This window comes from Alkalicoccus urumqiensis (assembly GCF_002993335.1).
Lineage (GTDB): Bacteria > Bacillota > Bacilli > Bacillales > Salisediminibacteriaceae > Alkalicoccus > Alkalicoccus urumqiensis.
The window spans coordinates 215,697-240,376 of record NZ_PVNS01000001.1 but is presented as its reverse complement, the minus strand read 5'-3'; the positions used below and the strand labels follow the sequence as shown (position 1 = coordinate 240,376).

Genomic DNA, 24,680 nt, shown 5'->3' with positions numbered 1-24,680 from the left:
AGGGGGTCCTTTTATGAACGTCGAAGAGCTTTATGAAAAAAGCCGGCTTCAGGAGGCGGTCCCGGCAGCCGGGAAACAGGCGATGCACCGGGAAGTCCGGGCGGTGACAATGATGGATGCGCCCGACATTGACAGCTATCTGGAGGAAGGACTGTTTCTCGTAACGACCGGCTACTCGATGCGGGAGACGCCCGGTCAGCTCGTCCGGCTCGTCGACCGGATGGCGTCAGCGTCGTGTGCGGGGATTGGCATAAAATCTGCCCGGTTTTTAAAAGGTCTTCCGCCGGAACTGAAGGAGGCAGCGGAGGAACGGGGACTGCCGCTGTTTGATATTCCAGAGGATCTCTCTCTAGGAACGCTTGTCAACGACATGCTGGCGCTCGTACTTAAGAGCAGAGAAGCAGAGCTTGAAGATTCCCGCCGGTTTCATGAGCGGCTCAGCCGGCTCCTTCATCAGCAGGATGGACTGACGCTCGTTATGCGGGAAGTGGAGAAAAAACTTCGAAGAAACATACAGCTGCGTGATGCAGCCGGAACGCTTCTCTACGCCAGAAGTGGTGGGGAAGCTGTCTCTCTGAAGCTCGCCGATCATCAGGAGGGCATCCGGCAGGAGACGGCAGCGGATGGAAAGGCGTGGAGCACGTACCCGGTGGAAACCGGCTCCTCCAAGCGGGGGATGCTTGTCGTGGAGGGGGAGGCCCTGCCTTCCATGAGTCTCCTTTTATCCCAGGCGGCCAATGTCGTGTCGTTTGAACTGATGAAACAGAGCGCTCTCCGCCAGCACGAGCGTTTAATGAAAAACGCATTTTTTAACGATGTGCTGGAGGGGCGGTTTACGACGAATGCGGAAATTTATTCCCGCGGACGGTTTTACGGGCTGGAGGAAGATACGCTCTACATTACTGCAGCGGCCCAGGCTGCACCGTTTGAAGCGGATATCCGCGGAGAGCGGGCGATGTACGAAGAGCGCAGCGAACTGTATGAATGGCTCGAGCAGCACGTCGCGGACGTGTTTCCGCACTTCGTTCTCTGCTCCAAAGGGGAAGTGCTCGTGCTGTTCGTCGGCCTGCACTATTTTCAGGAGGAAGTGGAGCGGCAGTTTGCCGATGGGCTGGCCGATCTGCAGACGATGTGCAGAGACCAGCTGGATATCGGTCTCTCCTTCGGGATCGGCAGTGCCGCCGGGGAGCTGACGGAGCTGTCTGATTCCTGGACGAAAGCCGTTGAGGCGCTGCAGGCCGGCATGCAGCTCTACTCGCAGCCGTTTATTCAATCGAGCCGTACGCGCGGCATGCGGGAGCTGCTTCACCTGCTGCCGAAAGAAAACCGCCGCAGTTTTCTCCGCTACCGGCTGCGGCCGCTTAGGGAGCTGGAAGCGAAAGAAGAACGCACGCTGACGGAAACCCTCCGCGTCTACCTCGACCATCAGAGCCATATCGGCAGAACGGCGGAGATTCTCGGGGTGCACCGCAATACAGTCCTATTCCGCTTAAAGAAGCTGGAGGAGCTGTTCGGCGAGGAGCTGAAATCGCCGGAAGGGACCCTCGAGCTCCGGCTCGCGCTGTTTCTGGAAGCGTACGATTAACGAAATGCGGTGTCAGATTTCTGCACACCGCCCGGGGGCAGGAGGGAATGCTCCGAACTTATGGACTGTTTATTCTGCACAACGGCAGGCAGCTCCCGGGGCAGAACGGCCAATGAACGAAGCGTCCGGACAAGCTACACTGGAAAGAAACGCAGACGGGGGTGCCTCATGACAGCAGATATACAGCTTACTAACGTGCTCGTCTACCGGAACGGTTCGTTTCAGCCCGGGACGGTGACGGTCGAAAACGGCCTCATTACCTCGGTGACCGAAGCGAACGGCGCATCACCTAAAAAACTGCTCGTGCCGGGCGGAATCGATATCCATGTTCATTTTAATGAACCGGGGCGGACGGACTGGGAAGGAATTGCGAACGGATCAAAGGCGCTTGCTGCCGGCGGTATGACCGCTTTTGCCGACATGCCGCTCAACAGCTCCCCGCCGACGGCGACAGCGGAACGCGTGCTGGAAAAAAAGCGGTTGTTTAAGGAAAAATCCCGGATTCATGGCTCCTGCTGGGGTGCGCTCCTTCCCGGGCATGTTGACGATCTGGAAGCCATGAAAGCAGCGGGAATCATTGGAGTTAAAGCGTTTATGTCTCCATCCGGCCTCGATGAATTTGCGTCTGCGGGAGAAGAGCTGCTGCTTGAAGGAATGACGCGGATGGCGGAGCTCGATTTGATTCTCGCCGTGCACGCGGAGTCGCCGGCAGTGCTTCAGCGGTATCAGAATGAGTGCGGCAGTTACCGCGAGTTTGCAGCATCCCGGCCGCCGGAAGCGGAGCGGGAGGCCGTAAGCAGCCTCCTGTCCTATGCAGCAAAAACCGGCTGTGCCGTGCATATCTGCCACGTCACGTGCGCGGAGGCACTGGAGGAAATCCGCCGGGCGAAACGGCACGGTGTCCATGTGACAGCCGAAACGTGCCCGCATTATTTGTTTTTTACCGGAACGGAAGCGGAAACGAAAGGAACGCTTGCCAAATGTGCGCCGCCGATCCGCGGAAAGAGGCATCAGGATGCGCTGTGGGAGGCGCTCCTTGACGGGACGCTCGACCTTGTCTCAAGCGATCATTCCCCGGCCCCGCCGGCGATGAAAGACGTGCCTTTCCGTGACGCCTGGGGCGGCATCGCCGGCGGCCAGCATACGTGGCACGTGCTGCTGACCGAAGGGAAGCGGCGGGGTATTGCTGTAGAGACGATGGTTCCGTGGGTTACGCGGGCGCCTGCAGAACGGTTCCGGCTTGAGAACCCGGTGGAGATTGCGCCCGGAAATCCCGCCGATATGGCGCTTCTTGATCCGGACGTGGAATGGACGATGACACGGGAAGACGCACGCCACCGTCATCCGGAGTCTATCTACACCGGTGCCCGGTTTACCGGCAGAGTCGAGAAAACGTGGGTGCACGGCGAAGAAATCGCCGGTGCCGGGGTGCCTTCGGTATAAACCTCCTTTCTATACATTTTTTTACAAAATATTCCGCAGGTTTTCCATCGCTTTTCCCTGAAATCCGGGCTATACTCAGAGTAATCATTAAAGGGGAGTAGCCATTCCGCGTGAGCCGTCAGTACAGGGAGTCTCTTCCTCGGTTCACCGGGCAGTCATCACTGCCGGCAAGACCTTTACCGCTGCGGTAAAGGTCTTTTTGCTTTTCCGCCGCGCTCATTATGGAAGGGAGATAACAATATGACGGCGCTCTTGGTGGAATACGGCTGGACACTGCTCGTACTGATCGGACTGGAAGGACTGCTCGCGGCGGACAACGCCCTGGTGCTTGCAATGATGGTGAGGCACCTGCCGGAAAAGCAGCGGAAAAAAGCGCTCTTCTACGGACTGGCCGGCGCGTTTGTCTTCCGGTTTGCCTCTCTGTTCATGATCTCGTTTCTCATCGACGTCTGGCAGGTGCAGGCTATTGGTGCGCTGTATCTTCTTTTTCTGGCGGTGAACCATTTCCTGCGGCGCCACGCCGTGAAAAAAGTACGTGGAACAGGATCCGGATTCTGGAGCACCGTCTTTAAAGTAGAGCTTGCGGATGTCGCGTTTGCGGTGGATTCGATTCTCGCTGCCGTAGCACTTGCGGTCGTTCTTCCGGAAACGGGCCTTCCGCCCGTGGGCGGGATGGACGGCGGACAGTTTGCTGTTATTCTGACTGCGGGTCTGACAGGCATCGTCCTCATGCGTTTTGCGGCCCACTTGTTTATCGGTCTTCTGGAAAAACGTCCCCAGCTGGAGCATGTTTCCTACATTATCGTCGGCTGGGTCGGGGTTAAGCTGCTCGTGTACACGCTGGCGCACCCGGATATTCACGTGCTCGATCATCACTTCCCGCATTCTGTCCTCTGGAAAAGCGTGTTCTGGGCCGTGCTGCTTTCGGTCTTCACCGCAGGCCTCTTCTGGCACCGGATGCCCTGGTACCGTCGTGCGGAAGACGGGAAGGTGCCGGATGCCCGCAGTGAGGAGGGCGGCAGGCTGTAATGGAGAGGGTGTTTTCACAGGATAGTCACTTTTCATTCGGGGGTTCCGGGAGTAAGATAGTGGTAGAGAAAGGGATGATAGGATGAAGAAGGGTTTGGTGATGGCGCCGGTGCTTCTGCTGGCGGCGTGTGGAACGTCGGACGAGGAGAGTACGGGTGCGGTGAGTATTGAGGATGTGAACATGGAGCCGCTGGAGACGGTGATTGAGGCGCCGGATTCGGTGGAGCCGGGGGATGACGTTGTTCTTGCTGCTGTGGTGACGCAGGGGGAGGAGCAGGTGGAAGACGCCGGTGAAGTGGAGTTTGAGATCTGGGTGGACGGTGCGAAATCGGAGAGTGATTCGGTGGAGGCGGTGCACACAGAAAACGGCGTGTATGAAGCGGAGTATGCGTTTGAGGATGAAGCTGTGTATCAGGTACAGGCGCATACGACGGCCCGCGGCTCCCACGTGATGCCGGTGCAGGAGGTAACGTCCGGGGACCCGGACGCGGAGCCTCATGAAGGTCACCACGGTGAGCATGCGGAAGTGATGGATGGGTTCCACGTCGACTGGGAAACCGATGAAGCGGCCGTAGAGGAAGAAGTGACGCTGTCCTTCCGCATTTCCCTGGACGGGGAGAACTGGAGCGGGGACACCCGCCTGGAGATGGGCCCTGCTGACGCCGAAGAGCGTGTCTGGATCGGTGCGGTGGAAATTTCGGACGGGCAGTACGAGGTGCAGCATGCGTTCTCGGAAGCGGGGACGTATGATGTGGTGGTTCACGCCGAAGATGAGGACATTCATGAGCATGTGCATGTGGAAGTGGAAGTAACGGAATAGGATTATCGTGAAAAAATCTCCTTATGACCCGGGAAGATCGATGTTTACTTTTGGAATCTGGGAGGAATAAGGGATATATCACGATAAAGGAGGCGCTGATCTATGCTTCGCACTATTCTTATGGTTATTGGACTTCTCGTTGTTATCAGCTTCATCATCAGCCTGCTCTAATACATCTTTTTAGATATACACAGCATGAGCAGAACGCAGGCGCCTCAGCGAACAATGCGCGTCAGAGAAACCACCGCCCTGAAGATTCCGCGGTGGTTTTTTGTGCGTGAAAGGGTCCCTGATTGAATAGGAATGCCGATGGATGCGCCGGTGGAAAAGGTGTGCTATCATACAACGAGACAGGGATTTGAGAAACAAAGGAGGAAGCCGTTGTGGCGGAAGAAAAGAAATCCGGTTCCTGGCTGGTTCCGATTATTGTTGCTGTTGCCGTGGCCTTCGTCGTACGGTCGTTTTTTATCGCACCGTATGTAGTTGAAGGGGCATCGATGGAACCGTCGCTTCATGACCGGGACCGCATTCTCGTGAACAAAACGGCCAGCTGGATCGGCGAATACGAGCGCGGGGATATTGTTATTATCGAAGGAGAAAATGACCGTCACTATATTAAGCGCGTCATCGGCCTGCCCGGCGAATCGCTGGAAATGCAGGACGGAAGTCTTCAGGTGGATGGTACGGAGATCGATGAACCGTATATTCTGGAAATGATGGAGTACACGGAGTCACTGGAGCCGGTTACTCTTGAGGAAGATGAATTTTTCGTCATGGGGGACAACCGCAATAATAGTCTCGACAGCCGAAACGGCCTCGGCATGATTGACGAAGAGCATATCGTCGGCCGTTCCGCGGTGGTGTTCTTTCCATTTACCGATGTCCGTTTTACGAATTAGATAGATAGAAGAAGCAGCCTGGAGAATGTTCCGGCTGCTTTTTTGTATTTGTATATGGAGTAGAGAGCGTTACCTCTATGGGGCAGCGGCGCGGCAGAAAGCTTCGTGGCGCGGTGGTTTACACAGGTTTCATTGCGGTCTCCTTGGGTCGTGTGGCGGTCTGCCGGGAAATCATTGCGATCTTTGGCGCCGGCATGGCGGTCTCAACCACTGACATGGCGATCTTTCCTGAATCCATTGGACAGCCGGGCGTTTTTGTCGGCTGCCCCGCTCCTGTAATCACTCCGTTTCTTTCCAGTGCAGAAAGCTGTTTTCACCGCCGGGGCTTCCTGGACCTGCCGCTCGTAACGAGAGTGCTTCCACTTTTCCATGTTCCGACGGAAAAAAAAGAAATAAGATGCCTATTTCTTTCATCGATTCAGGCAGGGTGATTCGTGACAGTGGCAAAATGTGTTATAATTTCTAGTGGTGTAATCGAATTCAGTCGATAAAGGACGGTGTCACAATGATTACGGAAGAGAAAGTGCGCGAAGTGCTTGCGGAGATTAACGATCCGCATCTCCATACATCTTTGACTGAGCTTGGAGCAGTGAAGGAAATTAAAATAAAAGAAAAGCTTCTCAGCCTGAAGCTTGCCATTGCACAGCCGGGAACGGCCGAGCAGATGCAGCTGCAGCAGGAAGTGGTGACAGCACTGAAGGAAGCCGGTGCAGATTCGGTCGGGCTCCGCTTTGAGCAGCTGCCGGACAGCGTCGTCTCCGAGTACGGAACGCCGGAGGCCGAAGAAGAGAAGACGCTTCTCGACCGGGCGGATCAGACGACGTTCATTTCCATTACAAGTGGAAAGGGCGGCGTCGGCAAGTCGACCGTTTCAGTCAACCTGGCTATTTCCCTGGCGCGGGAAGGAAAGAAAGTCGGCATCATTGATGCGGATATCTACGGCTTCAGCGTGCCGGATATGATGGGTATTGAAGAGCGGCCGCGCGTAGAAAACGAAAAGATCTATCCGGTGGAGCGCTTCGGCGTCCAGGTGATTTCCATGGGCTTCTTCGTCGAAGACAACTCCCCGATCATCTGGAGAGGCCCGATGCTCGGGAAGATGCTCAACAACTTCTTCAATGAAGTCGTCTGGGACGATCTCGACTACCTCATTCTCGACCTTCCGCCGGGAACAGGCGATGTGGCACTGGATATTCATTCCATGCTTCCGCAGACGAAGGAAATCATTGTGACGACCCCGCACGCGACCGCGGCTTTCGTCGCAGCGCGCGCCGGTGCGATGGCGATGAAAACCGAGCACGAAATTCTCGGTATCATTGAAAACATGGCTTACTTTGAGAGCCAGGTGACCGGTGAAAAGGAATACGTCTTCGGAAAAGGCGGCGGTCAGAAGCTGGCGGAAGAACTCCGCTCCGATGTGCTTGCCCAGATTCCGCTCGGACAGCCCGAGGAACGGGAGGACATTTTCGCACCGTCCGTGTACGATAATGATCATCCGATCGGCCGTATTTACAGCGACATTGCAAAAGACGTCATCACTCGCACAGCAAAAGAATAGCATCGTCCGGTCCGGGTCCTTTCAGCCCGGGCCGTTTTTTTGTTGTGACAGGCCGGTGAAAACGCTGGCAGTGGCAGGACAGTGTCTGCTACAATGGGAGACGCATAGATCTGTGTAAGGGGGATACACCTAGTGAACAGTCGAAAAGTGGTATTTTTATTTAACTCGACGCTGCTCATCGGAACGACGTTCGGTTTTCTGATGGGTTTTATTATGGATTTTCAAACGCACATCAACGATATAGCGAATCTCCGCTTCGGCGGTATTCTCATGATCGCCATTACCGCCGGAATCTGGACCGTCATCGCCCAGATGGGATTCTTTGCCTACCTCACCATCCACCGGTTCGGGCTTGGCATCTTTAAGTCCGTTTCCCTCTGGAACAAAGTGCAGATCGTTCTCATTGTCTTCGCCTTGTTTGATCTCATGTTTTTCCGTCATCTGCTGTTTGCCGCAGAAGGCGAATCCATGCTCGGCTATATCTGGATGCCGGCGCTTCTGCTCGCCTACGGGTGGGTGGTTGCCGTCATTAAGTCACGGGATACGAACTACTCCGCTTTTGTTCCGACGCTGTTTTTCATGGTCGTTGTGACGACGATCGAATGGGTGCCGGCACTGAGCGAAAACGACTTGACGTTTATTATCAACGCCATCGTCCCGCTCCTCGTAGCGAACACGTGGCAGATACTCGTTCTGCACCGTCTTCACGCTCAGCCGAACGGAAAGCAGCCGACCGTCGCAGAAGATCAGAAGCGCGATCAGGTTTCCGGGACGAAAAAGAAAAAGGCAAAATAGAAACAGCAGCGCAGGCTTCCGGAGTGCATTCCGGGAGCCTGTGTTTTTTGTATAGTGGAAGAAAATAGTCAGAGCTGCAGCAGCGCTGCGGGATAAATCGGCGAATTTGCAGGAAGGATCGAAGGATTGGTAACCGCTGCGGCCCAGCCCGCCGCAGCCATGCGCCCCAAACAGAAGGCGGTCTGAGCAGAAGGGCAGCGGGGTTCGCTGCCGGTGGATGGGGAAGTTAGACTTTGCCGTTGCGTTGTAGGAATATTAGATGGGGAAGCTGGAATAATTGCGGTCGACGTTGGACAATTCGAACGAAGTTGGAATCGAACCTCTATTTGTGAGACTGGCAGGGAGGGTTGGGCGAGTGAAAGCCGACGTTATAAGACAAGCCTGCTCCGTAGCGAGACTCCCACCGCCGGCTGCCGCCGGGGAAAAGCGAGGCCCCATCGAGTGTGTCTGAATATAATGGTTGTTCCTGGATAAGCACTTCCTTTTTAATGGAAGATTCTATATACTGGAAAAGTATTCAGCAGAAGGAGGGCTTCGTATGACAGCACTTGCTATCGGAATTGGTCTCGGCCTCGCAGCAGCAGGCTATTTTGTTGGGGAAGGACTGCGGAATTTTGGCAAAGGAAGCGAAACGATGAGTTTCTTTTCGGCGCTGGATGATGCGCCGCCGCTCATGGAGGAAAACGAGCTGGCAGAATTTCTCGGTGTGAATAGAAAAGATATTCATGCGCTGGTGCAGAACCGCAGCGATCTGCCCCGGATGGACGTGAACGGAACGGTGTATTTTCCACGTGCGCAGGTGCGCGAATGGGCGGAGCACGGCGGGAACCTGGACGATTAAATGAAGGAAAAAGAAGAAGAAAAACTTTTTTGCAGTATCTCTTGCAAAAAGCCATCGAAATATAGTATTATACAAAATGTCCGACTCGGACAACGACCCAGTGGCTACAGCGGAGAGGTCACACCCGTTCCCATGCCGAACACGGAAGTTAAGCTCTCCAGCGCCGATGATAGTTGGGGGCTCTCCCCCTGCAAAAGTAGGACGCCGCTGGGTTCTTTCTTTTTTACTTAGAAGGCACATAACCCATTTTTCCACGTTTCAGCTGACGCGGAAAAGTACTTCTGAAAAAAGCATGTATCCCGGATTTCACCAGAGATGCAGGCAGGTCAAGAAAGCAGGCGAAGGACCGTCCGGAGCGTATGAGGATACGTGAGGAACGGGACAGAGCGAAGCTGCCGCAGAGATGCGCCGCAGGTCGCGCCCTGAAGAATCGGGGAGATGCAAGCAGGTCAAGAAAGCAGGCGAAGGACCGTCCGGAGCGTATGAGGATACGTGAGGAACGGGACAGAGCGAAGCTGCCGCAGAGATGCGCCGCAGGTCGCCGATTCTGATTGATCCACAGTAGCTCAGTGGTAGAGCAATCGGCTGTTAACCGATCGGTCGTAGGTTCGAATCCTACCTGTGGAGCCATTATGCTTCCTTAGCTCAGTTGGTAGAGCGCATCCATGGTAAGGATGAGGTCAGCGGTTCGAGCCCGCTAGGAAGCTCCATTTTCCGGCCCGTTGGTCAAGTGGTTAAGACACCGCCCTTTCACGGCGGTAACACGGGTTCGAATCCCGTACGGGTCACCAGTGCTGGCCTAGCTCAATTGGTAGAGCAACTGACTTGTAATCAGTAGGTTGGGGGTTCAAGTCCTCTGGCCAGCACCACAACGTATAGGGCTATAGCCAAGCGGTAAGGCATCGGATTTTGATTCCGTGACTCGCAGGTTCGAATCCTGCTAGCCCTGCCATTTTCTTTTTTGAAAAAAGAATGCACGTTTCACCTGTCTGTAAAGACAGCATGTGAGCCATTAGCTCAGTTGGTAGAGCATCTGACTTTTAATCAGAGGGTCGGAGGTTCGAATCCTCCATGGCTCACCATTTTTTTTTTGGGGCCTTAGCTCAGCTGGGAGAGCGCCTGCTTTGCACGCAGGAGGTCAGCGGTTCGATCCCGCTAGGCTCCACCATACATACACAAGCACCTGGGACGAGAGAATTCCGTTCCGGGTGTTTTTTTGTTCCCTGAAGCAGGGAGGAAGTGCACCTTTTTCGGAAGAAAAGGACCTTCTGCTGGAGCTGTGAACGTTTCAAGCGGAGTTGTGATGCCTTTTAACGAAGGGCACGTCGATGTCCTGGTTACGGACGCTGCTCCGTGCTTTACGAACGTCCGGCGGAGAGTTGTGATACAAATTCCTGCCAGAAGTGGACGTTTTTCAGACGGCCGCTTCAGCCCCATCTCTGCCGCAGCCATTACCTTCCGGACGGTCAGTGGCTGCGGGGTTTCATCAATCATCGTTTGTACTATTTCAAAATGCTAAAATTAGGAAAAATAGATATCCTGGAACTGCTGTAATTTTACAGGGGGAATGATAAAATTAATTGGTGATTTATGAAACCTGCGGATAGGGACGGACGTAAACAGAAACACCGCAGCGAAGCGGGGGGTAGAGAATGGATATCGTCGTCAAAAAAATAGTGCGCGAAGTGAAGGGCGGTAACCAGGAGGCCTTCGCAGAGCTGGTGGAATTGTATAAGGACCGGGTGTACCATGTCGCCTACCGGATACTTGGAAATGTGCACGAAGCACAGGATGTATCCCAGGAGGCGTTTCTTCGTGCGTATACGAATCTGGACTCGTATGATGAAAACCGGAAATTCTCCACGTGGATCTACCGGATTGCAACCAACCTGGCTATTGATCGTATACGTAAGAAGAAGCCTGATTTCAACCTGGAGGACCGCGTCGGCGGTACCGAAAATCTGGACTATCATTCCCAGTTTGCCGATGAAACGCCTCTTCCGGAGGAACAGATCGTGAAGCTGGAGATGCAGGAATGGGTGCAGGACGAAATTATGCAGCTCCCGCCGAAATACCGGACGGCGGTCATATTGAAATATATCGAAGACTTATCGTTGAAAGAAATTGCCGAGGTGATGAATCTCCCGGTAGCAACGGTAAAGACCCGGATTCACCGTGGACGGGAAGCGCTCCGGAAGCGGCTCGGATAATCCAGGGGGGGAAAGGAGTCGGAGGCAGATGGCTTGCTCCAGAGAACAGCGTACGCTGATCGATACGTATTTAGATGAAGAAATGACGACGCGGGAAGCGGAACAGCTGGAGAGGCACCTTCAGGAATGCCCGGAGTGCCGGAGCTACGTAGATGAGTGCAGCACGGCTGTTGCCCGGCTTCGAAGTATGGCGCGTTTAGAGGCGCCGGCAGGATTTACCGATCAGGTGATGAAGAGCCTGCCGAAGCAGCCGAAGCGCCGTCAATGGAAAACATGGATCCGCCGTCATCCAATGGTGATTACAGCAGCTACGTTTTTCCTTGTCTTCCTGATCAGTCTCTCCTCTGTCATGGGCGGAGAGGAAACGGTCAGCGTGGAAGGAAGCGGGCAGTACTTGATAGATGAGTCGCAGAATATGGTGGTCGTGCCGGAAGATGCCGTCGTCGAAGGTGATCTCGTCGTCCGTAACGGCAGCGTGGAAGTGAACGGAGAAGTGACCGGAGATGTTGTCATTATCAACGGTCAGCACCTGCAGGCTTCTACAGCCCGGATCAGCGGAGAGATTGAAGAAATTGACGAATCGATGGAGTGGCTCTGGTACGAAATCAAAGATTTTATGAAAGATGCATTTTCTTTTTCTGGAAACGGCACGGAGAATGAGGACAGCCGGTAACATATACGGCGCCTGACCTTCCGTCCGTTTCTTTTTTTGTTTTCTCCAAAAGGCACCGAACAGCAGAGCAGAAGAAAACCCGTTTTCTGTCACGAAAATATGCGGATTTCCGTCCGTTCCGCTGCTGCACGTATGATATAATAAACACCGTGTGCCAAGCAAAATGACAGGGTGGAGGAAACGCCATGTGGGAAGACCTTACATTACTGCGTGCCCTGGCGATCATCGTGGATGTGTCGCTGGTCGCGTTTGTTATCTATAAATTAATTATGATTATCCGCGGCACCCGCGCGGTTCAGCTCGTTAAAGGAATTACCGTCATACTCGTCGTGTGGTTTCTGAGCGGCTTTTTCGGCCTGAATACACTGCAGTTTATTATGCAGCAGGCGGTTACATACGGACTGCTGGCCATTATTATCATCTTTCAGCCGGAGCTCCGGAGGGCGCTGGAACAGCTCGGCCGCGGCCGCTTTTTCCAGTCCAGTTCCACCGCGGATGAAGAAGAGGTGCGGCAGCAGATCGAGCATATTATCAACGCCTGCAACTATATGGGTAAACGGCGGATCGGGGCCCTGATTGCCCTGGAGCGTGAGACCGGCATGAACGATTACATTGAAACCGGCATCCCGATGCATGCCCGGCTGACGTCGGAACTTCTCATCAATATCTTTATCCCGAACACGCCGCTTCATGACGGCGCAGTGATTATGAAGCAGAACGAAATTATGGCAGCCGGCTGTTACCTGCCGCTGTCGGAAAATCCGTTCATCTCCAAGGAGCTCGGCACCCGGCACCGCGCAGCACTCGGTCTGAGTGAAGTAACCGATGCCGTGACGATCGCTGTCTCAGAGGAAACCGGCGGCATATCTGTGACGAAAAACGGCGAACTTCACCGGAACCTGGAGGAAGATGGACTGCGGACATTTCTGGAAAACGAACTTCTGAAACGGGAAGGGAACAGCTCCTCTTCCCGCTGGCAGTGGGGAGGCCGCAAAAATGGATAAACTTTTCAATAAAAGCTGGTTCATTAAGCTGGCTTCCATTGTTATTGCAGTTCTTCTGTTTCTGATGGTCAATATCGAAAATCAGCAGATGAATCAGGCCGGCGGTATTCCGGGAGTGACCGAAGGCGAACGCGTGCTGGAGGAAGTCCCGCTCAACATTTATTATGACGAAGAACGGTTCGTTCTGACGGATGCACCGGAGACGGTGCAGGTTTTTCTCCGGGGGCCGCAGAACGTGCTGACGTATTCGCAGGTCACCCAGACGCAGCAGGAAGTGTTTATCGACCTCCGCGGAAGAGAGGCCGGAGTCCACTATGAGCGGATTCAGCACAGCGGGTTTCCAAACGATGTCCGTGTGTCGATTGTTCCATTGACGGTGGATGTCACGCTGCAGGAGCGGATGACTTCTTCCGTACCGGTGGAAGTGAATCTGGAAAATGAAGAGGATCTCGCTGAAGGGTACATGACCGGCGAACCGGAAACGGAGCCTTCCACCGTTGATATTACGGCAGCGGAAGGGGTGCTGGATCAGATCGCCGGCGCGAGCGTGAATGTGGATGTATCCGGAAGGGAAGAGACATTTACGGAATCGGTGGAAGTCGTTGTCTATGACAGCAGCGGCAACGCACTGGAGGCGGAAACGAACCCGCCGGCTGTCGATGTGACGGTGCCGATTACGAGTCCGAATAAGGAAGTGCCGCTCCGGATCGGCCGCACCGGCGATCCGCCGGAAGGCACAGCGATCAGCTCGATCACACTTGAGCCGCCGGCTGTGCAGGTATTTGGACCGGTCACGGAGCTCAATGAGCTTTCCGTCATCGATCTCGAAGACGTTGATTTATCCGAGCTGGATGGAGATACAAGCTATGAAACCACGGTGCCGGTTCCTGAAGGCATGGAGCAGGTGGAACCCGAGGAAGTAACCGTGAATGTCGATACAACCGGCGAGGAAGAGCGCGAATACAGTGGCTTTCCGGTAACGGTAACCGGTGTGGCCAGCGGTCTGGACGTGGAATTCCCTGCGCTTGTAAACGGGGAAATCGACCTGCAGATCCAGGCAGGTCAGAGCGTTCTGGACCGTGTCAGCCGCAGTGATTTTGAAGCCGTACTGGATTTGACAGACTACGGTGCCGGGGCGTACAATGTGCCGCTGGAGATCCGGGGACCGCAGGATGTCCGTTTTCCGCAGCAGGGCATGGAAGTGAGCGTCGTCCTGCTGAACGGAGAAGCGCTCAACGAGCCGGAAACAGAAGATACCGGTGACAATGATGTTCAGACCAACGATACCAACGATACCAATGAAACCAATGAAGCATCTTCGGAAAATATAGACGAAGAACCGGCAGAAGAGAGCCAGGAAAACGAAGACTCTGAAGAAGAGTAAAGTGAAGGAGCGATTCATGCTATGGGAAGGTTTTTTGGAACGGACGGTGTACGCGGAAAGGCGAATACGGAGTTAACTCCGGAGCTTGCTTTTAAGCTGGGCCGTTTTGGCGGCTATGTGTTAACGAAGGCGAAGGAAACGGATAAGCCGAAGATTCTGATCGGCCGCGACACCCGCATTTCCGGACCGATGCTGGAGAATGCCCTCGTGGCAGGACTTCTGTCCATCGGTGCGGAAGTAATGCGTCTGGGTGTGATCACCACGCCGGGTGTGGCGTTTCTGACGAAAGCGCTGAGTGCCGATGCAGGAGTAATGATTTCCGCATCGCACAATCCGGTGGAGGATAACGGCATTAAGTTTTTCGGATCCGACGGGTTTAAGCTGCTCGATGTGCAGGAGGATGAAATTGAAAAGCTGCTGCATCAGGAGGATGACATGGAAGACGACCTTCCGCGTCCGACCGGCGGGGACATCGGTATCGTCAATGACTATTTTGAAGGCGGACAGAAGTACCTGCATTACCTGAAGCAGACGGTAGAAACGGATTTCTCCGGACTGAGCATTGCGATTGACTGTGCCCACGGTGCCGCTTCGCCGCTCGCAAATCACCTGTTTGCCGATCTGGAAGCCGACCATATTCACTGCATCGGCTCCAAGCCGAACGGTGTAAACATTAATGATGGTGTCGGATCGACGCATCCGGAGCCGCTCATGGACCTCGTGAAGGAGAAAAACGCCGATATCGGACTTGCGTTTGACGGCGATGCCGACCGCCTGATTGCGGTGGATGAAAACGGTGATCTCGTTGACGGTGATAAAATATTGTATATCTGCGCGAAGTACCTGTCCGGAAAAGGACGCCTGAAGGACAACACGCTTGTCACAACCGTGATGAGTAACCTTGGTCTGTATAAAGCGCTGGAGCGCGAAGGTATTGAAACAAAACAGACCGCTGTCGGCGACCGCTACGTGATGGAGGAAATGCGCAGCGGCGGGTACAGCCTCGGCGGCGAACAGTCCGGGCATATCATCTTCCTGGATCATACAACGACCGGAGACGGCCTGCTTTCTGCACTGCAGCTCGTGCAGATCGTCAAAGCAAGCGGCATGAAGCTGTCTGAACTGGCCGCAGAAGTGCCGAAGTATCCGCAGAAGCTTGTAAACGTGCGCGTGCAGGACAAGCATGAGCTGTACAACAGCACCGTCATTGCTGATGAAATCCGCGCCGTCGAACAGGAAATGCAGGGCGAAGGCCGTATTCTCGTCCGCCCTTCCGGCACCGAGCCGCTCGTCCGTGTCATGGCCGAAGCACCGAGTGAAGAAGTGTGCGACACGTACGTGGATAAAGTCGTAACGATCGTTAAGCAGGAGCTCGGCTCCCTCGAATAGAATGTGCATCCCGCAGCAGCCGGTCCACCGGCACTGCGGGATTTCTGCGTTGAAGTGCGGGGGGGTTGATTTAGGGAACGAGGGAGAAATAAGGCAGGGAAAAGAACGAGGAGGAAGAACTAATTTTCGACAAGTATTGACAAACTTGTGAACAGCATCGTAGTATTTTATATAGTTGAAATTTTCTGAATTCATCATTGAACATAATTTCATCTGCCTGAAGTGGAAACGATCGTTTGTTCCTTTATGAAAGTAAAATATAGAGGAAAGGCAGAAAATGGACCTTCGCTTTTCTGCTGCCATTTTACAGAAAGGGAGTGTTACGATGAGAGGATCTGGATGGAAGAAGTCAGCGGCTGCGTTTCTGGCAGCGGTCCTGCTCGTGCCGGTTATCCCCGGAGAGCAGGCAGAAGCGGCCGCGCCGGTCGTCATTAATGAAATCGCATGGATGGGGACAACAGAGAGCTACACCAACGAATGGATGGAACTGTACAACCCCGGATCAGAAGCAGTATCGCTGGACGGCTGGACGCTGGAAGCGCAGGACGGAACACCGGCTGTGGAGTTGGAAGGAAGCATTGAAGCAGGCGGATATTACCTGCTGGAGCGGACCGATGACAGCAGTGTACCGGATGCACAGGCAGACTTGATTTACACCGGCAACCTGGGCAATACAGGAGAGTACATAGAACTCCGCCGAGACGACGGCGGCCTGGAAGATGAAGTGGATGACTGGCACGCCGGTGACAATGCCACGAAAGCGGCGATGGCAAGGGTGGATGCTTCCGCTCCGGGAACCGACTCCGAAAACTGGACCGATGCAGAAACAGATTATTCTGCCGGTTTAGGCACACCGGGCGGAGAAAACACAGCAGCCTCCTCTGAAGACGCGGCGCAGGTAAACTGTACAAATACGACGGAAACATTGAATCAGGTATCTGAAGACCTGGGCGCGATAAACGTTTACTTTAACAAGTGCGCGGACACGTCCTTTTCCTCGGAGGGAAATGAAGCGAATTATAACGTGAACTTAGAGGATCGTCTGATTAAACGGCTGAACGAAGCAGAAACGTCGATTGATCTTCAGACATATGAAATCAATCTCCCGGGGATTATCGATACGCTGACGGAGCGTGCGGCAGACGGCATTGATGTGCGGGTGATCGCAGATGCGAAGGATGCGGATGATCCTCATTACGAAGAGCGGTATGAAACGATGCGCCTTCTATTAGAACAGCTTGTCCGCGGCGCGGATGGCGAAATCGGCACGACTGATGACGTCGAGGTGTTTTCCGAGTCCCCGATGTTTGCCGTGGAGGACAGTACGAAACGGGCGGAATATGATCTGCCGGCGGTAACGGATATCGACGAAGTGACGGTGGGAGTCGGCAATGGGGAAGAAACCGGCCGTCTGTTTGTGGAAGGAGAAGAAAAAGGTGAGGATTCCTACTACAGTGTCGGCACGCAGATGCATAACAAATTTGCCGTAATTGATGAGGAATGGGTCTTTACCGGCAGCTGGAATTTTACCGTGACCGGGTTGTACGGGACAGAAGAGAATATGGAGAACGGGGTTCTGGGTGGCAACCAACAGCACGTGGTAGAAATCAACTGGCCGGAGCTTGCTGGTATTTATACAACAGAATTTAATGAAATGTGGGGAAGTGAGGGAATGCAGCCGGACCCGGCAGTTTCCAACTTTAACACGAGAAAAGAAGACAACACGGTTCACCAGATCGATGTCGACGGTGTCCCGGTGCAGAGTTATTTTTCCCCGTCGGATAACGCTGTCGGAACGATGACAGAGTACGTGAAAGAAGAAGCGGACTACAGCGCTCTGTTCACTATCTTTGCATGGAGCGATCAGGCGCTCGTGGATGAACTGAAGTATAAATGGGAAAATTCGTATGAAGATAATGTCGGCGAGCGGACTGGGTTTGATGTGAAGGGCGTCTACGACTCAAGCTTCTGGAATCAGTGGTGGTCGGCCAGTATCGAAATGCGCGGGGAGGAAGCCGCTCAGGAAAGTGAGAACAATCCGAACATCCGCTGGGCCAACGAGGCGCCGGTGTATAAAGATAATGAAAGCCGGAAGCTCCACAGCAAAACGATGGTGATCGATGCCGATACTGACAGCGATCCGACGGTCATCATGGGAGCGACGAACTGGAGCAACAACGGCAATAACGTGAATGATGAGAACATGCTGTTTATTCACGATGAAGCAATCACGAATCAATTCGTTCAGGAAATGAACGCCAGGTACCTCGATGCCGGGGGAAGCATTCAGTAAATCAAGGGAGACCAGCACGCCTTTCTGCCCGGACGTCCGGGCGGGAAGGCGTTTTTCTGTTTGATAGAAAGGAGGGAGGTGCGTTTCGGACGTTCCCGTTGCGGTCTTCGCCGGCCGCGTGGCGGTGTTGCGATTGATCGTTGCGATCTCAAAGGCTGATATGGCGGTCTTCCCGGCTATGATGGCGGTCTGATCTGCAGCACCCCCATCATATAACCGCCCGCCAAAACTCATGGCGGGCCATCTGCTTTCCCGGCCCAAACGAAAAAACAGCGGCAGATCTACGTAAATAGACCGCCGCTGTTTTTGTGTTAAGTACAAGAAAGTATAAAATTCGAAGCCTCTTCCGAGCAGGGATGCCAAGGGTTATAGCATTTCAACGTTCTGATCTATGTGCCGTTTGTTTTTGTTGATAGAGCTTCTCCGCTACCCGGCAGAAGCTTGCCGTGGGCTTGTCTTCAGCTATTTCTCATGGCCTGCGCCCTGAGAAAGGATCTTCAGACTGCGCTTGATCCCACCGGCGTCTCTGCCGAACGCTCCGAAGCGCAGTAAAATAGAGATGAAATACAAAGGATTCATAGCAGGAACGATGTTTATAAGGTAATGATGGTCTATTCCAATTCGATTGAATGACAGCATTTTCTGCGAAGAAGGGACCGCTTCTAACAAGCGTTTTCTTTCTACCTGCCGAAACCGGAGGCCGTCGACTCCGGGAGGATCCGAACGAGGCGAAAATCCATGCCGCGGTCAGCGGCTGAGAGCGCGAGCGGAGCCGGCCTTTGGTTTGAGCTGCCGGGCAGTGATCTTCTGCCCTGCGGCGCGGCCGCGCGGAGCCGTGCTTCTTGAAACGAAGCATTGTCCAGCTCCAGCACCCGCTCTGGTTCCTTCAGCCCTGCCGAAGAAAGCAAAGAGCAGCGTTCTTCGGCAGGGGTTCCAGGACTGGTCACTCGTGACCAGGGCGCTTCCGCTTTTCGAACTCCCTCCGGAACGCGTACGGCTGCAGGTGCAGGCAAAAAGCGGGAAACTATTCAACAGACCTCTCTTTTCTTTTAAGACCAGACGGTTTCTGCCTGGTTTATTTTAGTTTATTGACGTACCGATGGCAGCGCCTCTTCCACGGCCTTAAAAAGCGGGTGGCCGCTTTCCAGGCCGGTCCAGTTCTGCAGCATGCCGATGCGGCCTTCTGCTTCAATCCGTTGCTGCATCTCCACGGCTTCCTCGTCCTCCGCGTGGTCGTAGAACGTGGCCGCGGCAATGACGCGGGCGAGCGCGGGAACCTGTTCTCCGCGGGACAGAAGCTGTACGGCCGGGCTGACGAGCCGCTCACCGGCGCCGAGTTTTTTCAGCGGCTGGCGGGCGACGCGGGTGATGCCGTCGGTAAGCTCGGGATTTTTAAACCGCTCGACGGTTGTGTCGATGTACGTTTCATGATCTCCGGCATCAAATCCGTATTTCTCCCGCAGAAGGCGGCCGGTTTCTGCAAGCACCTGGCGGACCGCTGTTTCCACATCGCCATCCTGCATCGCCTGCTGCACCGTTTCATAGCCTCGCCGCGCGCCGATATAGGAAGCGGCGGCGTGGCCGGTGTTCACGGTAAACAGCTTCCGCTCGATGTAGGCATCGAGGTTCTCCACGTAATGAATGCCCTCCACTGCCGGAGGATCGACCGAAAAGGCGGAGGCATCAACGGTCCATTCGTAAAACGGCTCGACGAGAACATCGAGCGGCTCCTCCAGTTTCTGTACCGGAACGATTCGGTCCACGGCGGCGTTGGCAAACACGGCCCGGGACTGAATGTCCTCCCATTCGGCATCGGTGACGAGTTCTTTGATGTGGGAGGCGAGCAGGTCTGTTCCGCCGACGGCATTTTCGCAGGCAATGACGGCGGCAGGTGGTGCATCCGCCGGGCGGGCAAGGAGGCCTTTGGCAACAGCCGGGGCAAGGTGCTTCAGCACGGTGGCACCGACGGCCGTCGTAATCAAGTCACTCCCGCGGAGCGCCTCTGTCAGCGCCTCCGCATCATGCACCGAGTGGAGTGCGGAAAAGGGGCTGACTGTAAACTGCCGGTGCTCCGGCTCCGCGTAATGAACGGTGTACGCATCCGCCTGTTTCATCTGTTCAATGAGCGTATCGTTTACGTCCGCAAACGTCAGCTCACAGCGGGCATCCACCAGAAGCTGGCCGATAAAACCGCGGCCTATATTTCCGGCACCGAAGTGGACGGCTTTCATGATTCCACCTCGGAGAACATGTCGAGCAGCTCCGCTTTCGTCGATGCCTGGAGCATTTTTTCGATGTTTGCTTCCTCCGAGCAGAGGATCGCTATTTTAGAGAGGATCTCCAGGTGTTCGCCGTCTTTTCCGGCGATACCGAAGATCAGCTTTGCTGTATTGCCATCGCCGTAAGGAACCCCGTCCGGCACTTGAAGCACCGAAAGTCCGGAAGCGTGGACGCTTGATTTGGCGTCATCGGTTCCGTGCGGAATAGCGACGTAGTTGCCCATGAAGGTCGACGTAATCTCTTCGCGCTCAAACATTTTCGCAATATACGCTTCATCTACGTATCCGCCTTCCTGCAGGATTTCTCCCGCAGCGCGGATCGCCTCCTCCTGAGAGGAAAAGTGTGCGTTCAAACGGATGTTTTCTTCTGGCAGAATGGCTTTCGTCATGATGTATCTCTCCTTTTATTCGTATGGGTGACTGCGGAGCAGCGATAGAAACTGACTGCTCATAAACGTCTTGATGTCTTTTTCTGTACCCGTTTCAAACAGGGTTGTACTCTCGGAATTCTGTACGAGCATGCCGCTGATCGTGCTCATCATCGCTGCCTGCTGCTCGGAAAGTTCCTCGGGGGCAAGCATAATGCCGATGCGCCGGGCCTCGATTGTCGAGCCGTCCATCGCTTTTACCGGCTCGGGTTCCTGCCGCTCCAAAAGGAGAAACACCGGTTCCTTCACTGCAGCGTGACGCGCATGATGAAGGGCAAGCGCCGTACCGGGAAGCCCGATGCCGGAAAGCGACTCCCGTTTCTGCAGCGCATCGGTGACAGCTTCCGGATCGCTTACAAGCGATTTGGATGCAAGAAGTTCCATCGTGTTGTACATACTCGTCCAGAGGGGAAGCGTGTTCGTGTCTTCAATCACCGCTGTGTGGTGGAGCAGGCGCATCGTACTGTTCAGCTGCTCCTGCATGGATTGAAGCGCGCCGGCCGGGTCTTCCTCCACCTCGTTTTTCTCCCGGTATGCCGGGGCGGCTTTCCGGCTCAAATAGCGCGCCACCCGCTGCACTTCTTCATCGGTCAGAAATGGATTTACCTGAATGTAATCAATATGCTCTGCATCGATCGGAATGGTGGAAATCACTGCATCCTCCGGGCCCAGATTCCGGCTGCCGAGGTCAAACAGCGACATCTGAATGAGCTTCCGGATTTCCGGGAACTCGCGGTGAAGGCGGCTTGCCATCAATTTGGAGGAGCCGATGCCGCTCGAACAGATGACATACACATGGTCAACGTTCTGGCGGCTTCCTGTTTCCAGGGCGGAGCCGAAATGAAGCACAAGATAGCCGATTTCATCGGGCGGCACGTCGTAGGGAAACACGTGATCCGCTGCTTCCTTCACCTGACTGTACAGCTCGGTGTAATTGCTCTGAATCGTCTCCAAAAGCGGGTTGTGGATCGTCATTTCCTGCTCCATCCGGTAGAGTGCCGGGCCGAGGTGGGCAGCGAGCCCCTCCTCAAGCGACGTATCCCTGGTGAAATCGACGCCGCTTGCCAGGCTCGCATGTTTCATGAGCCGCCTCGTCAGCAGCAGGTTGTCCGAAAAGGTGTCCCCCGAGGAACCGGACTGCAGTTTTGCACCCCGCAGGTGCATCGTAATGTAGCCGACTTCCGCTTTCGGAATGACTTCTTCAAAAATGCGGCCGAGTTCTTCCGCGAGCGCTTCGGCGTACGGGTATTCCGCTGTCTCTTCCAGCTGATCAAGAAGCTCCGGCTTCATGTCGACTTTTTCCCCTTGGCTGATCCGCTCCATCGCGAGAGCCAGGTGCACAACGAGTGCAATGTAGGAAGAGTCTGCAATCGGCGTATCAAGCCGCTGGTTTAACGCATCGACCGCCGCTTCAATCTGCGACAGCCTGTCGGTACGGACGAAGCCGAGAAGCTGATCCGAGATCGACTGGCTCCGTTCTCCCGGTTCTGCCGTGTGATGGCGCCGGATGAAGCGGAGGAGCTCGGTGTCGCTTAATTGGTCGCTCAAAAGGCCGCGTATCGCACGCCGCTTTGCCGCTTCACTGCCGGTCACCTGCACCCCGAATCCGCGCCGCCGGAGAAGCGTTAAGTGATACTGCTCCAGATTTTCAGCAACCGCGTCCAGGTCATGGCTGACTGTCGCACCTGCGACGTGGAGGTCGGAGGCCAGGGCGGTCAGCTTCACCGGCTCAAGTGCGGTCAACAGTTTATACGTTAAGAGGAGCTGGCGCTGTTCGGGCATGAAATCAAACGGGGCGGAATCGAATACATCCTCCTGGAACTGTTCCAGCTGTTCACTGGAGCCGGCCAGCCGGATGCCCCGGCCGGCCTTTTTCTCCAGCGTCAATTCATACGGCCGCAGCAGACTGTCAAAGGAAGCAAGATCACGGTGAATCGTACGCTCGCTCACATCGAGCCGGTCCGCAATCGTTTTAATCGTCACCCCGTCCGGATGAGTGCTAAGCTCTTCCAGAATGCGGCGGTCTCTTGCCGAGACGTACATGCCGGATCCCTCCTTTCCTAAAAGTGACTTCGTCTTACTTCAGGCGCTCAACAAGCTTTTCGTATTCCGGGCTGTTCAGGAAGTTGTCGACCGAAATGTGTTCTGCCGAAGCAAGCTTTTCTTTGGCACGCGGTGTCAGGTCCTTGTGGGTAATGACGATATCGGCATCCTCCGGCAGGTTGCTGATCGATGTGTTCGTCACCGCAATGTCGAGACCTGCTTTCTTAATTTTATCACGTAAAATCGAAGCGCCCATGGCACTGGATCCCATACCTGCATCGCAGGCAAAGATAATCTTATCCGGGTTGGTCACATGAATGTTCTCTGCTGAATCCTCCGTACCGGTCGCGGCCATCGTGGAGGCACTTTCCGAGCTGAACGAAGCGGCAACGCTGCTCTTCTTTCCTTTCATCTCTTCCATCTTCGCCGCTGCCTGGGACACGTCCTCCTCTTCCGACGCTTTCGTCGTTTTCAGAATGAGGGAGCCGACAGCAAAGGAAACGAGTGTGGCCATGAATATGCCGGCAAGCACGCCGAGGTGGTCTCCGGATGGCGTCATTGCCATGTAGGCGACGATACTTCCCGGTGCCGGTGTGGCGACGAGTCCGACGTTAAACAGCTGGAACGTGAAGACGCCTGTCATACCGCCGGCAATGGCGGCAAGAATGAGGATCGGGCGCATCAGAATATACGGGAAGTAAATTTCGTGAATGCCTCCGAAAAAGTGAATGATCGCTGCACCCGGTGCGGTCCGCTTGGCAGAACCTTTACCGAAGAGCATCACAGCGAGCAGGACACCAAGGCCTGGTCCCGGATTTGTTTCAAGCATGAACAGAATCGATTTGCCGGCATCCGCTGCCTGATCGAGGCCGATCGGGCTTAAAATACCGTGGTTGATCGCATTGTTTAAGAAAAGCACTTTCGCCGGTTCAATGAGGATACTGGCAAACGGAAGCAGTCCGGCGGAGATAATGACTTCGACTCCGGCTGCAAGCGCGCCGCTGACTCCGGCGACGGTCGGGCCGATGGCGACGGTGGCAAGCAGGGCGAGAATCATCGCCAGAATACCGGCCGTGAAGTTGTTGACGAGCATTTCAAAACCGGAGCGGATTTTTCCTTCGAGAGCCTGGTCAATTTTCTTAATTAAATACCCCCCGAGAGGTCCCATGATCATCGCGCCGATAAACATTGGAATCTCGGCTCCGACAATGACACCCATCGTGGCGGTCGCACCGACGACACCGCCTCGGGTATCGTGGACGATTTTACCGCCCGTGTAACCGATCAGAAGCGGCAGAAGAAAGTTGATCATCGGTCCGACAAGTTCGGCGAATGTTTCATTAGGAATCCATCCGTCGGGAATGAACAGGGCGGTGATCAGCCCCCAGGCAATAAATGCGCCGATATTCGGCATGATCATTCCGCTCAGAAAACTACCGAAGCGCTGAATCTTCGTACGAAACGTTGATTTTTGTTCTGACATCACGTCAGCCCCCTTTAAAATGTAGTAATGACTTACTTTCATCATAAAGCGCTCCCAACGCTGTTACAACACAATCTAAAGCCAATTTCGTCACACCCGTTCCTGACATTATTGAAAAAGTAAGCGTTATCACTGTAATGAAGGGAACCGGCAGAAGGATGGACCCAGATGGAACTGGTCTGACACATGACCGCTGTTTTCGCGTATTCTTCACTCGTTTACGCAGCCGTCCGGATTTCTGCGGATAGACTGCGGTGAGATCGCCATGACAGCTTTCAACACCGCCACGGTGGCAGAAAACATCGCCATGCGGGCAGGGGAAACAGCCACACCGGCAGCAGACCGCCACAAAGACAGAGAAAATCGCCACGCGGAAGCGGAAGATCGTCATACGCCGGGAAGAGACCGCCACGATAAGCTGAAACACCGCCATAGAAACGTCCGGGGCAGCGGAATCGTCCGTTTACGAGCGTCGTTTTTGAGGAAAATACATTTCCAGGCTCCAAAATCCCGGGGATTTGTAG

At 54.6% G+C, this 24,680-nt stretch carries 20 protein-coding genes, 7 tRNA genes and 1 rRNA gene; 23 read left to right on the top strand and 5 right to left on the bottom strand.

The window, feature by feature from the left end; all coding sequences use genetic code 11:
• The first annotated feature begins 13 nt into the window (after positions 1-13).
• The 23 genes from C6I21_RS01010 (at position 14) to C6I21_RS00900 (ending at position 17,923) form a co-directional block, all read left to right on the top strand.
• Positions 14-1,585 (top strand): PucR family transcriptional regulator, encoded by a 1,572-nt coding sequence (locus C6I21_RS01010; protein ID WP_105957555.1) that lies wholly within the window; start codon positions 14-16, stop codon positions 1,583-1,585.
• A 168-nt stretch (positions 1,586-1,753) separates the two neighbouring features.
• Positions 1,754-3,028: an allantoinase AllB gene (gene allB / locus C6I21_RS01005; protein ID WP_181186019.1), complete on the top strand. Its 1,275-nt coding sequence runs from the start codon at positions 1,754-1,756 to the stop codon at positions 3,026-3,028.
• 240 nt (positions 3,029-3,268) lie between these two features.
• On the top strand, positions 3,269-4,057 hold the full coding sequence (locus C6I21_RS01000) for a TerC family protein (protein ID WP_105957553.1): 789 nt from the start codon (positions 3,269-3,271) through the stop codon (positions 4,055-4,057).
• Positions 4,058-4,139: 82 nt separating this feature from the next.
• Positions 4,140-4,877, top strand: a complete 738-nt coding sequence (locus tag C6I21_RS00995; protein WP_105957552.1) for a FixH family protein — start codon at positions 4,140-4,142, stop codon at positions 4,875-4,877.
• 383 nt (positions 4,878-5,260) lie between these two features.
• Positions 5,261-5,776, top strand: a complete 516-nt coding sequence (gene lepB / locus C6I21_RS00990; RefSeq protein ID WP_105957551.1) for a signal peptidase I — start codon at positions 5,261-5,263, stop codon at positions 5,774-5,776.
• Positions 5,777-5,889: 113 nt separating this feature from the next.
• On the top strand, positions 5,890-6,207 hold the full coding sequence (locus C6I21_RS16255; RefSeq protein ID WP_181186018.1) for a hypothetical protein: 318 nt from the start codon (positions 5,890-5,892) through the stop codon (positions 6,205-6,207).
• Between the two features lie 74 nt (positions 6,208-6,281).
• The gene (locus C6I21_RS00980) at positions 6,282-7,334 is read left to right on the top strand and encodes an Mrp/NBP35 family ATP-binding protein (RefSeq protein WP_105957549.1); all 1,053 of its coding nucleotides are present in this window, start codon (positions 6,282-6,284) and stop codon (positions 7,332-7,334) included.
• A gap of 132 nt (positions 7,335-7,466) precedes the next feature.
• Positions 7,467-8,129, top strand: a complete 663-nt coding sequence (locus C6I21_RS00975; protein ID WP_105957548.1) for a KinB-signaling pathway activation protein — start codon at positions 7,467-7,469, stop codon at positions 8,127-8,129.
• 538 nt (positions 8,130-8,667) lie between these two features.
• On the top strand, positions 8,668-8,970 hold the full coding sequence (locus C6I21_RS00970; RefSeq protein ID WP_105957547.1) for a helix-turn-helix domain-containing protein: 303 nt from the start codon (positions 8,668-8,670) through the stop codon (positions 8,968-8,970).
• 96 nt (positions 8,971-9,066) lie between these two features.
• A 5S ribosomal RNA gene (rrf, locus tag C6I21_RS00965) occupies positions 9,067-9,183 on the top strand.
• 342 nt (positions 9,184-9,525) lie between these two features.
• Positions 9,526-9,600: transfer RNA gene (locus tag C6I21_RS00960), tRNA-Asn, on the top strand.
• Positions 9,601-9,604: 4 nt separating this feature from the next.
• Positions 9,605-9,680 (top strand) — tRNA-Thr (locus C6I21_RS00955).
• Positions 9,681-9,686: 6 nt separating this feature from the next.
• Positions 9,687-9,761 (top strand) — tRNA-Glu (locus C6I21_RS00950).
• Between the two features lie 2 nt (positions 9,762-9,763).
• A tRNA-Thr gene (locus C6I21_RS00945) sits at positions 9,764-9,839 on the top strand.
• Positions 9,840-9,847: 8 nt separating this feature from the next.
• Positions 9,848-9,922, top strand: a tRNA-Gln gene (locus tag C6I21_RS00940).
• Between the two features lie 54 nt (positions 9,923-9,976).
• Positions 9,977-10,052: transfer RNA gene (locus C6I21_RS00935), tRNA-Lys, on the top strand.
• Between the two features lie 10 nt (positions 10,053-10,062).
• Positions 10,063-10,138, top strand: a tRNA-Ala gene (locus C6I21_RS00930).
• Between the two features lie 484 nt (positions 10,139-10,622).
• Complete coding sequence (gene sigW / locus C6I21_RS00925; RefSeq protein ID WP_105957546.1) at positions 10,623-11,180, top strand: RNA polymerase sigma factor SigW; 558 nt, start codon at positions 10,623-10,625, stop codon at positions 11,178-11,180.
• Between the two features lie 28 nt (positions 11,181-11,208).
• Positions 11,209-11,853, top strand: a complete 645-nt coding sequence (locus C6I21_RS00920; protein ID WP_105957545.1) for a zf-HC2 domain-containing protein — start codon at positions 11,209-11,211, stop codon at positions 11,851-11,853.
• Positions 11,854-12,038: 185 nt separating this feature from the next.
• Positions 12,039-12,857 (top strand): diadenylate cyclase CdaA, encoded by an 819-nt coding sequence (gene cdaA, locus C6I21_RS00915; protein ID WP_105957544.1) that lies wholly within the window; start codon positions 12,039-12,041, stop codon positions 12,855-12,857.
• Entirely contained in the window at positions 12,850-14,241 is a 1,392-nt protein-coding gene (locus C6I21_RS00910; RefSeq protein ID WP_105957543.1) for a CdaR family protein, read from the top strand. Before cdaA ends, C6I21_RS00910 begins: the two co-directional genes overlap by 8 nt.
• A 21-nt stretch (positions 14,242-14,262) precedes the next feature.
• The gene (gene glmM, locus C6I21_RS00905) at positions 14,263-15,630 is read left to right on the top strand and encodes a phosphoglucosamine mutase (RefSeq protein WP_105957542.1); all 1,368 of its coding nucleotides are present in this window, start codon (positions 14,263-14,265) and stop codon (positions 15,628-15,630) included.
• 325 nt (positions 15,631-15,955) lie between these two features.
• Complete coding sequence (locus tag C6I21_RS00900; protein WP_105957697.1) at positions 15,956-17,923, top strand: phospholipase D-like domain-containing protein; 1,968 nt, start codon at positions 15,956-15,958, stop codon at positions 17,921-17,923.
• A gap of 680 nt (positions 17,924-18,603) precedes the next feature.
• Here the strand turns inward: C6I21_RS00900 and C6I21_RS16250 are convergent.
• The 5 genes from C6I21_RS16250 to C6I21_RS00875 all read right to left on the bottom strand — a co-directional run bounded on the left by C6I21_RS16250 (position 18,604) and on the right by C6I21_RS00875 (position 24,156).
• Positions 18,604-18,870: a hypothetical protein gene (locus C6I21_RS16250; RefSeq protein WP_181186017.1), complete on the bottom strand. Its 267-nt coding sequence runs from the start codon at positions 18,868-18,870 to the stop codon at positions 18,604-18,606.
• A gap of 138 nt (positions 18,871-19,008) precedes the next feature.
• On the bottom strand, positions 19,009-20,154 hold the full coding sequence (locus tag C6I21_RS00890) for a mannitol-1-phosphate 5-dehydrogenase (RefSeq protein ID WP_105957540.1): 1,146 nt from the start codon (positions 20,152-20,154) through the stop codon (positions 19,009-19,011).
• Positions 20,151-20,591, bottom strand: a complete 441-nt coding sequence (locus C6I21_RS00885) for a PTS mannitol transporter subunit IIA (RefSeq protein ID WP_105957539.1) — start codon at positions 20,589-20,591, stop codon at positions 20,151-20,153. Before C6I21_RS00885 ends, C6I21_RS00890 begins: the two co-directional genes overlap by 4 nt.
• A 15-nt stretch (positions 20,592-20,606) precedes the next feature.
• Positions 20,607-22,673: a BglG family transcription antiterminator gene (locus tag C6I21_RS00880; RefSeq protein WP_105957538.1), complete on the bottom strand. Its 2,067-nt coding sequence runs from the start codon at positions 22,671-22,673 to the stop codon at positions 20,607-20,609.
• A 34-nt stretch (positions 22,674-22,707) separates the two neighbouring features.
• Positions 22,708-24,156, bottom strand: a complete 1,449-nt coding sequence (locus C6I21_RS00875; protein ID WP_105957537.1) for a PTS mannitol transporter subunit IIBC — start codon at positions 24,154-24,156, stop codon at positions 22,708-22,710.
• Positions 24,157-24,680 lie beyond the last annotated feature (524 nt).